Origin of the sequence: Sphingorhabdus buctiana (assembly GCF_042680825.1) — a bacterium.
GTDB classification, from domain to species: Bacteria; Pseudomonadota; Alphaproteobacteria; order Sphingomonadales; family Sphingomonadaceae; genus Sphingorhabdus_B; species Sphingorhabdus_B buctiana.
Map to the genome: position 1 here is coordinate 79,664 of NZ_JBHUEL010000009.1, position 14,662 is coordinate 94,325.

The window sequence follows — 14,662 nt, forward strand, 5'->3', positions numbered from 1 at the left end:
GATTTTGCGGCCCGGTTCTAAAAGTCCACCATGTCAGGTTGGGGGGCAGAGCGTCCGTTCCAGAAATGGAGCGGGCGCTCTTTCTTTTTGCATTGTCTCAAATCGTGACGCGCTGCTGTTTCCCTGTGATTTTTGGCGATATTTTCCACCAAATTGGCGTTTCAGGCGGTTTTTAGCTGGATTAGACAAGTGATTGCGCTATCGTCGTCTAACATAATGTAAAATCACGCGGGTTGCACAATGTCGAATATTGGGGGGCTGACGCCACAGGTGACAGCTGCGTCCATCATGCTGGTGGATGATGAAACCGATATATTACCTGAATATCAGGAACTTATGGAGGCATTCGGTTATTCGGCGTTGACCGAATCCGATCCCGAAGCTGCGCTTTCGACGATCGTTCGGACGCCTGAAATCAAGGTTTTGGTTACCGATCTCAAAATGGCCAAAATGGATGGAATTGGGTTGATCGATGCGGTTCGTGCCAATGTCGCTCCGGACCGCAATATCCAGTTTATCGTCGTATCGGGAGACGCCGCGCGGCGCAGCTTGCTCGATGATCCCGACATACCGGTTTTGCTGAAACCGCTGGATCTTGATGCGTTCCTATCGGCCATCCGCAAGGCCATGGCCGACGCCCAATGACGCACGTTCTTGCATCCCTGTTGTCGCGCCCCGCTTTGCGGGAAATACTGATCGCAATCGCGCTCGGCAGCATCGGGTTCGGGCTCAACATGCTTGAGCTGCAACTTGGTTGGGGGATGCATTTCGTTTTCGGCAATGCACTGATCTACGCCTTCCTCCGCCTGCTGCGTCCGGCAACGATGGTCGCAGCGGTTTCGATCGCCAGCCTGTGGACGATAGTCTTGTGGAACCATCCATGGGCATGGGGGGTGTGGACCTTGGAGGCATTCGCTTTGGCGGCTTTCCTGAAACGAACCTCCCCCATCCGCATCGATGTCATTTTCTGGATAATTATTGGCACGCCGCTGCTTTTGGCCACTTATGGCGGTGCAATGGATATGGACCAGATGTCGCTCTGGCTGGTGATTGCGAAGCAAGCAACCAACGGCGTCCTCAATGTTGCTCTTGGCGAATTGCTCTACGCTACATTCATTTCTTTCCTTGCCTTCCGTGGGCCAATACGCGTGCCGCGGGTATCTGCCGAAGCATTTGTGATGCTTTTGCTCACCTCGATCATCCTTATCCCAACCACTGTCTATCTGGCTCTCGATGCGCCTGACCGAGAGGCAGGCGCACGCAATGCGGTAGGCAGGGAATTGGAAGATGGCCTGCAAATTGCTGGTGAGCGGCTCGCTATGTGGCAGGAATCGCGCGGATTGATGCTCGAGGCGCTCGCCGTCGAAAGTCCGGCATTGATACCGAAAGAACTTGGAAAAGAGTTTGCTGGGATTGCCGCTTATAATCGCTCCGGCGACAAGATTTGGTCAGTTGGCCAGAACCGCAACCAATCCGCGGCCGCAATAGGCAACCTTGCCATGCAATATCCGTTGGCGAACGGGCGCGCTGCGATTGCTGAGCTGCCGGCAAAACCGCCTGCCGACACTGGCGGCCTCGCTTTGCTGGTGCCGGTCAGCGAAACTGGCGCCGTATATCGTATCGTTGCAACCTTGCGCGAACACACTTTGCGACAGGTAATTATCGAACCAAAACACCATAACCTCGAAGGGTTGCTTCTCGTCGGGCCATCGCAGCGGCCGCGGACCATCCATGCAATTTCGGGCGAGATTGGTGAACGAATGCGCCCCATCAAACTGGATGTCCAGGCTCTGCCGCAGGATAGAGCGACACTCGTCAGCATGACAAGCTATGGCAATGCGTTGATGAGCGATCTGCGCGATGCGTTGATGGTCCGGGCTACGGATATTCCCGGATTGCCGGGGTGGAAGGCGATCGGCGCTGCGCGCTTGAGCGGCGAAGTGCTCAAGGCACGGCAAGGGCAATCGCAAATGTTTATCGCGCTGGCTGCATTTGTCATATTGATCACCATCGCCGGATCGTTGTTGGCAAGGCGCATCGAATCGTCGCTGCGCGGGCTTGCCCGGTCTGCTGCGGACTTGGCTTTGCTGGGAACGCATGCCGACAAGATCGATAGTCTGGTTATCAGCGAACTCAGCGATATTTCGCTCAACATCGCCTCGGTAGGAACCCAGGTCGCGCGTGAACGCGGTGCCCTGATAAGCTATCAGCGCAGGTTGCGGAGCATTGCCGAGCATGCACCCGTGATTGTCTACGCATTGGAAGTCGTCGATGGCCGCAAGGGCACGCTGCTTTATGTCAGCGAAACGATTGGCAAGATGCTGGGCTATACTGCCGACGAAATTGCCCAAGCGGGCTGGTGGAGCCATGCTGTTCACCCCGACGATATCGAGCAATGCCAGGCTGTCTTTTCCGACTTGCGGCCGGGCAAGACCGCAAGCCTCGAATATCGCGTCCGCCACAAAAATGGCGAATATATCTGGATCTATGACAGCCTAGCTGTCGAATTCGACCCGACGCTTGGAGGTTGCGAAGCGATTGGCGTCCTGATTGACATATCCGAACGCAAATATGCCGCAGACCAGTTGATCCATGCCGATCGGATGACCAGCCTTGGCCGCATGGTGGCCGGCGTTGCGCATGAACTGAACCAGCCGCTCAACTTCATCAAAATGGCGGCGACCAACCTGCGCGAACGCAGCGCGCGCGGGCAATTTGACCCCGAACGGTTCAGCGCAAAACTGGATAGCATGATCGCGCATGTGAACCGCAGCGCGGCGATCATTCTGCAAATGCGGGTGTTTGGCCGCAAGCCTACCGAGGCACCGCATCCCATTGCTGTGCACGATGCAATCGAAGATGTACTGACGATGGTTCGCACACAATTCGATGCTGACGGGATCGCGGTTGATTATGACAGCAGCGAAACCGGACTGAAGGTTCGTGCATTGCCTGTGCTTCTGGAACAGGTGCTGCTCAACCTGATGCTCAATGCGGGTGATGCCATCCGTTCGCGCATGAATATGGGCGATGACACGCCGGGGCGCATCTGGATCCGTGCGTCAAAGAATAAAGCGCAGGTGGTTCTGACCGTGGAGGATAACGGGACGGGCATCGCCGAGGCGACTTTGCCCATCTTGTTCGAACCCTTCTTCACCACCAAGCCGCCCAAGGAAGGAACCGGCCTTGGCCTTTCGATCAGCTATGGCATCATCCACGATCTTGGCGGAAGCATCCGTGCCGAAAACACCGGCACCGGCGCACGCATCATAATCGAGCTGCCTTTGGCAAATGATGTCGCTGAGAAAATTTCCGAAAAAGAAGAAATGGTAGACGCTGAGGGGTTCGAACCCACGACCCGCTGATTAAGAGTTGGATTTCGGTGGTTCCCCATGTGTCCATAAACGTCTGAAAAATAGTAAATATCTATCTTGCGCTGTCTCCATTGTTCTTGTAATGTTCACTAGTAGGTAACGCCAAATGTTACCTAGGTAACGGACAATTCTGGGTAGTTTTATGAGCGGTCAGAGGCAAGATTTGGAGTTTCAGAAGCGCTTAAAAATTGGGCTCACGGACGCCAAGATTAAGGGCTTGGCGAAGCCGCTCCATGGTCAAGTGGAGTATGCAGACCAAACCGTCCCTGGGTTAAGGTTGCGAGTAGGTGCATCGGGCGCAAAAACATTCATTTTGCGGAAACGAGTTGGCGGTCAGTCACGAAACATCACGATTGGTCGCTTTGGACCTCGATGCGGGTTGGTCGATGCCCGCCGCAAAGCTCGGCAAATGATCAACGATATCGAGGCAGGCAGCGACCCCAGCAAAGAGACAAAGAAGAGCAGGCAGGTTGCTGCCTTAACTGTTCGGAACATGTTGCCTGACTATCTTGCCTTCAAAGCTGGTCGCCGACGTATTGATGAAACCGAGAGAATATTTAACCGAAACATTTTGCCTGAAATTGGTGATCGCTTGGCAGACAGTGTGACGCGAGGGGACGTGACGCGGCTGGTGGATAAAGTTGCACGTAAGGCGCCGGTCCAAGCCCGAAATGTTTGCGCCCAGCTCAGCGCGTTTTACACATGGGCGCTGCCGCGTCTTGATCGCTTAGATTCAAACCCTTGTCGCGATGCTGGTCGGCCGCCTGCGCCAAAGGCTCGCGACCGTGTGCTTTCGGATCGTGAATTGGCAGTATTGTGGGATGCCCTGGGCAATGAGCACGAGCCTTGGACCTCGGCAATCAGACTTTTGATTTTGACCGGTCAGCGAAGGAACGAGGTGTACAGCGCGGAATGGGTCGAATTCGACACAAAGCAGCGCATTTGGACAATCCCTGCCGCGAGAGCAAAAAATGGCAAAACCCACATTGTGCCGCTTTCCGATTTTGCGCTGAATATCATCGAAAAGCTGGAGCGAACAGGCACGAGTTCAAAACTCTTTCCTGCCAAATCTAGTCCTCATAACGGCGCCAGCGGGTTCAGCAAAGTTCAGGCGCGGCTTCGGTCGGCTGTTGAGAAAAAGCTTGGGAATGTAGATGAATGGCGACTTCACGATCTGAGACGCACTGTAGCAACCGGCTTGCAAAGAATTGGTGTAAGGTTGGAGGTGACGGAAGCCGTATTAAACCGTGTGTCCGGAAGCCAAGCAGGCATTGTTGGCGTCTACCAGCGCTACAATTTTTCGTCTGAAAAGCGATCTGCTTTGGATGCTTGGGCGGATGTGCGCGCTTCCGCCTGTCGCCACCGCGCTTGATGCCATCATCGAACGCTTCGGTGTCGATGCAGTGGCCGAGGTCACAGGACGCTCGCGGCGTTTGGTGGTCGGAACCGACGGTAGTCAAAAGCTTCAGTCGCGTTCGCCCCGCGCCAATGTCCTCGAAACCCAGGCATTCATGGACGGCGACAAGCGTATCCTCGTCTTCTCCGATGCCGGAGGCACAGGACGCAGCTATCATGCCGACCTGAATGCGAAGAACCAGGAGCGCCGGATCCATTTCCTGCTCGAGCCGGGCTGGCGCGCCGATGCTGCCATTCAGGGCCTTGGCCGCACCAACCGGACCAATCAGGCATCGGCACCTTTATTCCGTCCGGTCACGACCAATGTTCGGGGCGAGCGGCGCTTCATTTCGACCATTGCGCGCCGTCTCGACAGCCTTGGCGCGCTCACACGCGGCCAGCGTCAAACGGGCGGACAAAATCTGTTCAACCCGGCCGACAATCTCGAGAGCATTTACGCAAAAGATGCGCTCATCCGCTGGTTCCACTTGCTCTACCAGGGCAAGCTTGAAGCGGTCAGCCTCGAACGCTTTCAAAAATTGTCGGGCCTCAAAATTGAAGCAGAGGATGGCGGATTGCTCGATGATCTGCCGACGATCCAACGCTGGCTCAATCGCATCCTCGCCTTTCCGATCCATTTGCAGAATGGCATATTCGATGAATATCTGGGCCTGGTTGAAGCGCGTGTCGATGCGGCGCGTGCCGCAGGGACGCTTGATCTTGGCGTCGAAACAATCCCCGTCGATGATTATCACATAGTCTCGGATCAAGTTCTGCGTACCGATGCCGCATCGGGTGCCACCACGCATTTGCTTGAGATCGAGATTGCGCGCCGCCAGCGACCGCTCGGCTTTGAAGACCTCGCCAAAATCCACGACCTAGGCCATGTTCATACCCGTCCGATGCAAAACGAGCGGTCCGGGCGCGTCGCGCTTGCCGTGCTTGCGCGCGGACTTCTCACCGACGAAGGCGAGCGTATCGAACGATTTGAACTCGTCCGGCCCTTGCGCGCGGAATATCTGACATCCGACCAGCTTGGGACAAGCAACTGGCAACCGGTCGGGCGCGAACAGTTTGAGAATGGCTGGCGGTCTGAGACCGCCGAAGCGCTGGCGTCGCCCAAACGCGAACGGCTGCATCTTGCGACCGGCTTGCTGCTGCCAATCTGGGATAAGCTTCCGGGCGATTATGTGCGTGTCAGCCGCATTGCAGCGAAGGATGGTCGCTCGCTTCTGGGACGCGAAATCGGCATCGGCGACATTCCAGAGTTGGCGCAAGCGCTAGGCAAAGATCTCGATCAATCCCTGGATCCAGCCGATATTGCATCGGCCGTTATGAAAACGGGCAAACCATTACCGTTCCGCAGCGTGGAAGCGCTGACGGTTAAGCGCTCGCTCGTCAATGGCAGCCAGCGGCTTGAGTTGACGGGTTGGTCTGCTGACCGCTTGGATTGGTACAAAGCGAAAGGCTGCTTCACCGAGATCATTCGCTATCAGACGCGGCTGTTCGTTCCATCCAGCGATGCGGCCGCTATTGTCGGTCGCATTGCCAGCCGGCAGCCGTGATTGGGATTTTGCGAATATGCGGCGCGATGCTTCAGCCGCATGCGGAAGAGGTCAGCTTTTCTACCTTTGCCAGGAAGAACCGCTCGCTCCAAAGATCCACCGAGCGAAGCTCCGCTGGCCGGAGGAACCGTGCTACATCGTCACCCGCCGCCTTCCAATCGATCTTGGTGATTGCGTCGGAAAGCGCCGCTTTCAGCCACGCGATATCGACGGGAATGGTCTCATCGCCTTTCCACGGGCCTGCCTGAACAAGTGCGTTCCGCAAGAGGAGGAGATTGGGCGCGATATCGCGCGAGACATACCAGGAAAAATCGAACCAGTCGCGACCCTTCAAAAAGCCGCGACATAACAGCGCATGGATCTTGAGCGCGAAATTGGACGGCAGATCCTGATGGCGAACTTCATAATCGAGCGGAAAATCGAGAAAGCTGGTGGCCTCATCCGTTCCCAAAGGCGGGTTGACGTCGATCTCGAGCTTGATCCGGATTGCCTTCCGCCGGTCTTGGCCAGCAAAGGACAAGTCCAGCTGATTGGCAATAGAATCGTTCTTGATAAGTGCTGCATGGATGGCTTTGTCCATTTTTGCAGGCGGCTGCGCATCAAGCTTGACGCCAAATTCGGCAGCGACTTGGATGAGTCCGCTCAGATAAGGCGACCAGTCGAATTCCGGATTAGGTGCGCGCAGCAGAAAATCCAGATCTTCTGAAAATCGCGGCAGGCCGTGCAGGATGCGCAGGCTGGTGCCTCCCTGGAACAGGGCGACATCGAAAAAATCACTGCGCCAGAGTGCGTAGAGCGCGATTTCCTGGAGGATTTCCTTGACCGCATTTTCCTCTTCGAGCGGATTTGTCGCAGCATAGCGGCGCAGCCGTTCCTTGATCAGATCAATCATTTCGCGAACTCCGTCGGCCAGTTGCCTTCCCGCTCAACAGCGCGTCGTCGAGTTGGTCGAGAAACGCATTCACCGCCTTATGCTTGTAGACGGGCTTCATTGCCGCAAAATCCTGCCGCTTGAGCGCCAACAGCTGCGCTTGGTCGATCCGCATACCGCTCGTCAGCCACTCCAGACCCTGCCAAGGCTGTTTGCGCAACGCGACAAGATCGAGAATGGCCCGCAAGGGCTGCGCGACGAGCGCAGCCTGTTTGCCGAGGACCACGCGGTCGACGCTGGTCAGCAGGCGATATTGATGGATAGCGAGCGGGTGAAAGGCAAAGCTGCCAAAGGCTGCGGTTGTATATTCGAGCGTCTTACGGCCCGGCGACACACTGGCAGTCGTAAACACGCTCTCCGGAATCCAGCCATGATAGGAAAGTGCCGTCTCAAAAGAGATGTAACTGCCGGGAAGCAGGCTTTGCGCGACGGCAAAGGGATGGACCGGCTCGGCCCGATATTCAGCTGCGAGCACATATGCCCCGCGCTTGATGCGGACGAGCGCGCCTTCCTTGATCGCACGGTTGACCAGCCCGTACCGGCGCGCGGCACTCCCGCCAACAAGCTCTGCAAGCTGTCGTTCTTCGAGGATGCGATCCGCCAATCCCGCCTTTGAAATCTCTTTGACCAAAGCTGTCATAAAATTCCTAATACTTCCAAAAAATGAAAGTTTCAAGAATTTTATATTCATGGACTGATTCCGTCGAGCAACGCAGGATGAGTGCCGTTCGCCCATCGGAGGAAAGAGGGGAGGGGACCCTGAGTAGCTGAGCTTTGGCGGCCGAATGGCGGTGCGTCGGCTCGCACTTCAGGAGAAATCCCATGATCAAGTCAATTCCGTTGAACAAGCTTGTCGCGTCCCCCCGGAACGTGGCTGCCTGCCGCCATGCGCTTTGCGGGTACATCTGGCGTTGAACCTGCAACCGAGACCGATGCGGAGATCGCAACAGATGCAACAGACGGTGTTGAACCGGATGCTCATGGGGTGATCGCTGAGGATATCGCGAGCAACCAGGAAAGAACCGACAATGCGGGCGTTGAACTCGCCGCCTGACCTCCTCCTGACAGGACGGGTTTGAGCCTGCGTTGGAAGCGGCTCCCTTGGCAAGCAAGGGGGCCGCTTCTTCTCATCGCCAACTGGAAGGAGAGGAGAGGGGAGCCTGTGGCCCATGTCGATTGCCGGACTGGTCCGGCCGACATTCAGGAGTTTCCCACATGGCCTATCATTCAAAACGCACTGGGCTGTCGCCTGCGACCCGCATCACTGATCAGATCATCGAGAGGCTTGAGGCTGGAACCAAACCCTGGGTCAAACCGTGGCGTGGTCTGCCGGTCTCGCGCCCTTTGCGCAGTTGCGGCACGCCCTATCGGGGTATGAATGTCTTCTGGCTCTGGATGGTTGCAGATATGTGCGGCTACGCCTCGCCCTATTGGATGACCTATGCGCAGGCGAACAAGATGGACGCGCAGGTCCGCAAAGGCGAGAAGTCGACCATCGCGATCTTCTACAAAAGCTATTCCAAGGAGGTCGAGGCTTCCGACACCGGAGAAACACAGGAAGAAAGTCGCCGCGTGCTTCGTGCCTATGCCGTGTTCAATGCCGATCAGATCGACGGATTACCCGAACGCTATCATCCATCGCAAGAACTTGCGCTGGTCGAACCCGAGGGACGCAAAGCTGACCTCGACTCATTTTTCAGCCACATCCCGGCATCACTTCGCCATATGGGTTCTGAAGCCTATTATGAACCGGCCGCCGACCGGATCACCATGCCGCCGCCCGAGCTGTTTTCAGGCTTTGATCATTATTATGCAACGCTTGGTCACGAATTGTCGCATTGGACCGGGCATGGATCGCGGCTAGACCGAAACCTCAAAAACCGCTTCGGGAGTGCGGCCTATGCCGCCGAAGAATTGGTTGCCGAACTGTCGAGCGCGATATTGGGCGCTGAACTCGGACTTCCCGTTACCCATCTCGACAATCATGCAAGCTATATCGACCATTGGCTCAAGCTGTTGCGCGACGATGACCGCGCGATCCTGACTGCAGCCGCGCGCGCCGAGGAAGCAAGCGCCTTGCTGTTGAAACTCGGTGGCCGCGAATGTGGCGTCGGCGAGGCAGAGCCCATGGCAGAAGCGGCCTGAATGCGGAGCATTCATCGACACGAAGATTTCACTATTCATTTGAATGAAGATATGGTATTATATTCAAATGAAAGGAATGGCTATGGCGACCCGTTTCAAGGCTGAAGCACAGGAGGACGCCCGCGTTCTCACCTCTGCTATTGCAAAAATAGCAGATTATTGGTGTCTGAGCACCGCCAAATTGGGGACCATTCTCGGTCTCTCGCAGGCGACCGCCTCGCGGTTGACCACCGGGCGCACTATGCTCGATCCGGCGTCCAAGTCCTTTGAGGCCGGACAATTTCTGCTGCGCTTGTTTAGAAGTCTGGATTCGCTTCTGGGAAGCGACGACGCGGCGGCGCGCCGCTGGCTTCAGACGCATAATATAGACCTTGATGCCCGGCCGCTCGATCTCATCGACAGCTTCAAGGGGCTACTGACCGTTTGCGACTATGTGGACGCCCACCGCGCTCGCGTCTAAGGCTCGCGCCTATAAAGGCCATGTCTGGCGGGTCGTCGAGGCACAGCACCGCATCTCGACCAACAGGCTTGCCGTCTCGCTTGCCGATCAGGCACGGCTTGAGGCGCTTGCGGAAGCCGCCAAACCGGATTTGCCCAAGGCCGCACAAGGTCTCCATTATCTGCTGGCTTCGCCATTCCGCTATGGCCATCGCACTCCTAGCCGATTTCGCCGTGCCGATGAACGCCCTGGGATTTTCTATGCAAGTGAAGCCGAGGCTACCGCCATTGCCGAGACGGCATATTGGCGTTTGCGCTTTTTCCTGCGCTCGCCGGGGTTCGAGCCTTCCTCAGCCACGAGCGAGCATTCAAGCTTCACGGTCGACGTCCGCACAGAGCAGGCGATCGATCTGACCTGTCCCCCCTTTGATGCCGAGCAAGCGCGCTGGACCGATCCCAACGACTATAACGCCTGCCAGGAACTTGCTGCTGCCGCCCGTAAGGCTTCGCTTGCGCTTATCCGGACGATATCGGCGCGCGATCCCGATGCGCGGTGCAACATCGCCATCCTTGAGCCTAGCGTCTTTGGCGGGCGCGATCCCGTGCCGCAGCGCACCTGGCATTTGCGCTACGAAGAGAACCGACTGACCGCATTTGCTGCCTTTCCAGCCGACGACCAGTTGGAGTTCACAGCTGCCGGGTTCGGATTGGACGCTCCCGGCTGAAGGTCGCAGACGCCCTTACATGAATTCCTGACGCCTGTCCGCCAGTAGCGCCTTTGGTGCCCGCTCCGGCAGGGCGATCAACGTGTCATAGGCCTTGCAATCGGCTGCTTCGCCGACCGTCAGGTGGAAGGCGACCGGTCGTCCTCTGGCATCTGCCAGACAGTGAAGCTTACTGGTGAACCCGCCCCGCGAGCGGCCAAGAGCGCGTCGATGAGCCCCCCTTTTCCGCCCGCTGCCGAGACGTGGGTGCGAACGGTGGTGCTGTCGATGCTGTAGTGGCCGCTGTCCGCCATGATCTCGGCCAGGGTGACCGACACGGCCTCCCAGACCCCGGCCTCGCTCCAACGCCGAAAGCGCCGGTAGATCGTGTTCCAGTTGCCATATTTGGGCGGCACATCGCGCCACGGCGTGCCGCAGCGAAGCCGCCAGAGAATGCCGTTGATGATGGACCGGTTCTCTTCGGGCGGCCGCCCAGCCCCTCGATTTGCACCGTCAATCGGCAGCAAGTCCCTCAAAACGCGCCATTCCGCTTCGCTCAGATCGCCCCGGCTCAACCCTGCCTCCAAAAGGAAGCCTTGAATCAACCACCGAGTCTCGCGTCAACCAATTTGTCCACGCCGCCTAGTTGATGGCGCCGTTCTCTCGATACTTGGCGGCTGAATGCCGCGCTCAAGGTCTGGACGCTCAATACCTATAGCGCACCCCATCCCAATTGGCGCCAAGGATGAGGCGGTGCCGGTGGAACGGCATTTTTTGCAGCTCAACCCAAGCCTCAGTTGTATGGTCCTGGCATGTGTTGGTGTAAATATATCGCTGTTGCAGAGGAGAGACCTACGGGACAAATTCGACACGGCAGCGCCACGACCACGCACGCCATTCGAGACGAGCTACAACGAACGCAAGCTTCGGCCTCGTTGCATGAGTGTTTAACTCAAAAGTGACCGGCGCAAAACCGTTACAAGTCCAGTTCTTGATCCGCCCATTCCAGAGACCAGCTTTCATAGGTCGCACCATCGTTCGATTAGCTACCGGATCAGTGTTGACCGATCTGCCATTCGTATCAGTTCGCAGGCGCCTTCGGCTTGCGCGATGAACTGTGCGTAGAGACGATCTGCCAAGCCTGCCCGTTCCACTTCAGAACGCTGGAAGCTACGCCGAGCCGGTCAATGGCCTCGCCCGACTTCAGGACAATCCGGTACGTGTAAGTCTCGGTTGCGATTGCGACGGGGCCTTCCAACTCGATGTCAGCCTTGTAGTCGCCAAACGTGAAGGACTTGAATTCCTTAAGCTCTGGCCCGAGATGATGATCGCGATAGGTTACAAAATTCCCCTCCACCTTTCCCGACTCGATTACCACGGCGTCGGGAGCGAAGAGCATTTCGACACCAGTAATGTCGAGGCGCTCAATCGCGGACTTGTAGGAAAAGAGAACCGATGCTGCTCCTTCGCGGTCTGGAGATTGGGCAGTAGCGGCTGTGCTCGCTGAAAGGCATAGCGCAGCCAAAACCGTCTTTGCCGCAGTCAAACTCAAATGCATTGTTAAGTCTCCCCTGAAACTATTTCTTGTTGTCATGGTCAAGGCTTGCCGCCCGAATGATCCCGCCCGTGCGATCCGTGGAACAGATGCATCAGCGGACATAGTAGCAGGATGGCGTAGGGTAGGATGCCGAGCGCGTGGACCCAATGTTCGCGCATCAGGTAGAAGAGGACAATGACGGTCAGCGAGGCGGCAGCAAGTATGTAGGGGCGTCTTGAAGCCATGGTCTAAATCTCCACACGTTTGAGCCGAAGCGCATTGCTGATGACGCTGACCGACGACAGGGCCATCGCAGCGGCCGCGATGATGGGGGAGAGAAGCAGGCCGAAAACCGGATAGAGAACTCCCGCCGCGACCGGAATTCCAGCGACATTATAGGCAAAGGCGAAGAAGAGATTCTGGCGGATATTGAGCATCGTTGCTTTGCTCAGGTGCTGCGCGCGCACAATGCCGGTCAAATCGCCCTTCAGCAGCGTCACACCGGCGCTCTCGATCGCTACGTCGGTGCCGGAACCCATCGCAATCCCGACATCGGCAGCGGCAAGGGCAGGGGCATCGTTCACGCCGTCGCCCGCCATGGCCACGACGCGCCCTTCGGCCCGCAATCGCTCGACGACGGCACTTTTCTGGTCGGGCATCACGTCGGCTTCGATGTCGACAATGCCAAGACGACGTCCGATCGCCTCAGCCGTGATGCGGTTGTCGCCGGTCAACATAATAACCCGGATTCCCGCGCTGGCCAGATCTTTGAGCGCTTGAGGAGTCGATGTCTTCACAGGGTCGGCAATCGCAATCACCCCGGCGGTTACGCCGTCGATGCCGAGGAAGATGGCGGTAGCGCCATCGGCGCGCAATTCGTCGGCGCGGGCGGCAAGCATTCCGGTGGGGACACCGAGCTCGTCGAAGAAGCCCGCCTTGCCGACAACCACCGCGCGGCCATCGACCGTACCGGTGATGCCCTTGCCGACAGGCTGATCGACATTTGTCGGTTCGCTGAGAACAAGCCCCTTTTGTTCAGCGGCCTTGACCACCGCCTGCGCAAGTGGATGCTCGCTCATGCGCTCCAGACTGGCCGCGATCCGCAGGACTTCGTCTTCCGACTGACCTTCAGCTGTCTCGATGCCGACGACGGCGGGCTTCCCCTCGGTTAACGTGCCAGTTTTGTCGACGACGAGCGTGTCGACCTTTTCCATGCGCTCGAGCGCTTCGGCGTTCTTGATGAGAATCCCGGCTTGCGCGCCGCGCCCGACCCCGACCATGATCGACATGGGCGTTGCCAGTCCCAATGCGCATGGACAGGCGATAATGAGGACGGCAACCGCCGCGATCAGGCCATAGCCCATGGCAGGCGAGGGGCCGATGAGCGACCAGGTTATGAAAGCAGCAATCGCAACAAGGATGACTGCCGGGACGAACCATGCGGCCACAGCATCGGCAAGCCGCTGGATCGGCGCACGGCTCCGCTGTGCGTCTGCGACCATCTGGACAATGCGTGCCAGCATGGTGTCACGACCGATTTTGTCGGCGCGCATGACAAGTGCGCCCGTCTGGTTGATCGTTCCGCCGATCAGCACCGCGCCAAGTGCCTTGGAGACCGGCATCGACTCGCCTGTGACCATCGACTCATCGACGCTCCCCTGACCTTCAAGAACAACGCCGTCGACCGGTACCTTTTCGCCGGGGCGGATTCGCAGGGTGTCCCCTAACTGTATGTCCTCGAGGGCAACCTCTTCGTCCTCGCCATCCGCGCCTACCCGACGTGCGCGCTTTGGTGACAGGTCGAGCAGCGCGCGGATGGCACCGCTGGTCGTCTCGCGCGCGCGCAATTCAAGAACCTGGCCAAGAAGGACAAGCACGGTGATGACAGCCGCCGCTTCAAAATACACTGCGACTGAGCCATCGGCAGCGCGAAAAGCAGCCGGGAAGATCTGCGGCGCGAGCACTGCAACCATGCTGTAGGCCCAGGCAACGCCGGTTCCCATTGCAATCAACGTGAACATGTTGAGGCTGCGGGTCTTGAGCGACATCCAGGCCCGCTCGAAAAACGGCCAGCCTGCCCAGAGTACGACCGGCGTTGCCAACGCCATCTGGATCCAGTTGCCCGTCTGGCGTTCAAGCCATTGATGCAAGCCCGTCAGATGACCGCCCATTTCAAGCGCGAGCACAGGCAGCGCCAGAATGAGGCCGATCCAGAAGCGGCGGAGCATGTCACGATATTCTTCGCTTGGACCTAAGTTTGCGGTCGGCATGACGGGTTCGAGCGCCATGCCGCAGATCGGACAGCTGCCGGGGCCGGAGCGCTGGATTTCGGGATGCATCGGACAGGTCCAGATCGCGCCTTCGGATGCCGTCACCGCCTTGGTCTCAGCGCCATGTGATCGGGAAACAAACTTCTGTGGGTCTGCGGTGAATTTGGCGTGGCAGCCCGCGCTGCAAAAATAATAGGCCTCGCCATCGTGAACCGCATGTGGGGTAGCGTCAGTGGGCTCAACCTCCATCCCGCAGACCGGGTCCTTGACACTGGCCTTGGTGCGGCTTGCTTGATCGGACAT

At 57.7% G+C, this 14,662-nt stretch carries 13 protein-coding genes, 1 tRNA gene and 1 pseudogene; 8 read left to right on the forward strand and 7 right to left on the reverse strand.

From position 1 onward, the window contains the following. Positions 1-270: 270 nt before the first annotated feature. Both ACFSAG_RS10155 and ACFSAG_RS10160 read left to right on the forward strand, forming a co-directional pair. The gene (locus tag ACFSAG_RS10155; RefSeq protein WP_381514293.1) at positions 271-645 is read left to right on the forward strand and encodes a response regulator; all 375 of its coding nucleotides are present in this window, start codon (positions 271-273) and stop codon (positions 643-645) included. Then, positions 642-3,365: an ATP-binding protein gene (locus tag ACFSAG_RS10160; RefSeq protein ID WP_381514296.1), complete on the forward strand. Its 2,724-nt coding sequence runs from the start codon at positions 642-644 to the stop codon at positions 3,363-3,365. Before ACFSAG_RS10155 ends, ACFSAG_RS10160 begins: the two co-directional genes overlap by 4 nt. On the opposite strand, the gene ACFSAG_RS10165 is transcribed toward ACFSAG_RS10160, so the two are convergent. Then, positions 3,328-3,410: transfer RNA gene (locus ACFSAG_RS10165), tRNA-OTHER, on the reverse strand. The genes ACFSAG_RS10160 and ACFSAG_RS10165 overlap by 38 nt on opposite strands. A 106-nt stretch (positions 3,411-3,516) precedes the next feature. Here ACFSAG_RS10165 and ACFSAG_RS10170 point away from each other — a divergent pair. Next, entirely contained in the window at positions 3,517-4,746 is a 1,230-nt protein-coding gene (locus ACFSAG_RS10170) for a tyrosine-type recombinase/integrase (RefSeq protein ID WP_381514299.1), read from the forward strand. Beyond that, a pseudogene (locus tag ACFSAG_RS10175) lies at positions 4,700-6,334 on the forward strand (strawberry notch C-terminal domain-containing protein); the annotation flags it as partial. The gene ACFSAG_RS10170 and the pseudogene ACFSAG_RS10175, both read left to right, overlap by 47 nt. A gap of 31 nt (positions 6,335-6,365) precedes the next feature. On the opposite strand, the gene ACFSAG_RS10180 reads toward ACFSAG_RS10175, so the two are convergent. Both ACFSAG_RS10180 and ACFSAG_RS10185 read right to left on the reverse strand, forming a co-directional pair. After that, a complete protein-coding gene (locus ACFSAG_RS10180) occupies positions 6,366-7,226 on the reverse strand; it encodes a nucleotidyl transferase AbiEii/AbiGii toxin family protein (protein ID WP_381514302.1) in 861 nt (286 codons plus the stop codon). Beyond that, the gene (locus tag ACFSAG_RS10185; protein ID WP_381514305.1) at positions 7,219-7,905 is read right to left on the reverse strand and encodes a type IV toxin-antitoxin system AbiEi family antitoxin domain-containing protein; all 687 of its coding nucleotides are present in this window, start codon (positions 7,903-7,905) and stop codon (positions 7,219-7,221) included. Before ACFSAG_RS10185 ends, ACFSAG_RS10180 begins: the two co-directional genes overlap by 8 nt. 210 nt (positions 7,906-8,115) lie before the next feature. On the opposite strand from ACFSAG_RS10185, the gene ACFSAG_RS10190 reads away from it, so the two are divergent. The 4 genes from ACFSAG_RS10190 (at position 8,116) to ACFSAG_RS10205 (ending at position 10,573) form a co-directional block, all read left to right on the forward strand. Continuing rightward, the gene (locus ACFSAG_RS10190; RefSeq protein WP_381514308.1) at positions 8,116-8,319 is read left to right on the forward strand and encodes a hypothetical protein; all 204 of its coding nucleotides are present in this window, start codon (positions 8,116-8,118) and stop codon (positions 8,317-8,319) included. Positions 8,320-8,480: 161 nt separating this feature from the next. Next, entirely contained in the window at positions 8,481-9,410 is a 930-nt protein-coding gene (locus ACFSAG_RS10195) for an ArdC family protein (RefSeq protein ID WP_381514311.1), read from the forward strand. A gap of 82 nt (positions 9,411-9,492) precedes the next feature. Then, positions 9,493-9,870 carry an antitoxin Xre/MbcA/ParS toxin-binding domain-containing protein gene (locus ACFSAG_RS10200; protein ID WP_381514314.1) on the forward strand — a complete coding sequence of 126 codons (378 nt, stop codon included), beginning with the start codon at positions 9,493-9,495 and terminating at the stop codon, positions 9,868-9,870. Continuing rightward, positions 9,842-10,573, forward strand: a complete 732-nt coding sequence (locus ACFSAG_RS10205; RefSeq protein WP_381514317.1) for an RES domain-containing protein — start codon at positions 9,842-9,844, stop codon at positions 10,571-10,573. The genes ACFSAG_RS10200 and ACFSAG_RS10205 overlap by 29 nt, the downstream gene beginning before the upstream one ends. A gap of 119 nt (positions 10,574-10,692) precedes the next feature. Here the strand turns inward: ACFSAG_RS10205 and ACFSAG_RS10210 are convergent, their stop codons facing one another. From ACFSAG_RS10210 to ACFSAG_RS10225, 4 genes are all read right to left on the reverse strand, one after another. Beyond that, a complete protein-coding gene (locus tag ACFSAG_RS10210; RefSeq protein ID WP_381514320.1) occupies positions 10,693-11,157 on the reverse strand; it encodes an IS5 family transposase in 465 nt (154 codons plus the stop codon). 476 nt (positions 11,158-11,633) lie between these two features. Continuing rightward, entirely contained in the window at positions 11,634-12,110 is a 477-nt protein-coding gene (locus tag ACFSAG_RS10215; RefSeq protein WP_381514323.1) for a DUF4440 domain-containing protein, read from the reverse strand. Positions 12,111-12,148: 38 nt separating this feature from the next. After that, entirely contained in the window at positions 12,149-12,334 is a 186-nt protein-coding gene (locus ACFSAG_RS10220) for a DUF2933 domain-containing protein (RefSeq protein WP_381514325.1), read from the reverse strand. A gap of 3 nt (positions 12,335-12,337) precedes the next feature. After that, positions 12,338-14,662: a heavy metal translocating P-type ATPase gene (locus tag ACFSAG_RS10225; protein ID WP_381514326.1), complete on the reverse strand. Its 2,325-nt coding sequence runs from the start codon at positions 14,660-14,662 to the stop codon at positions 12,338-12,340.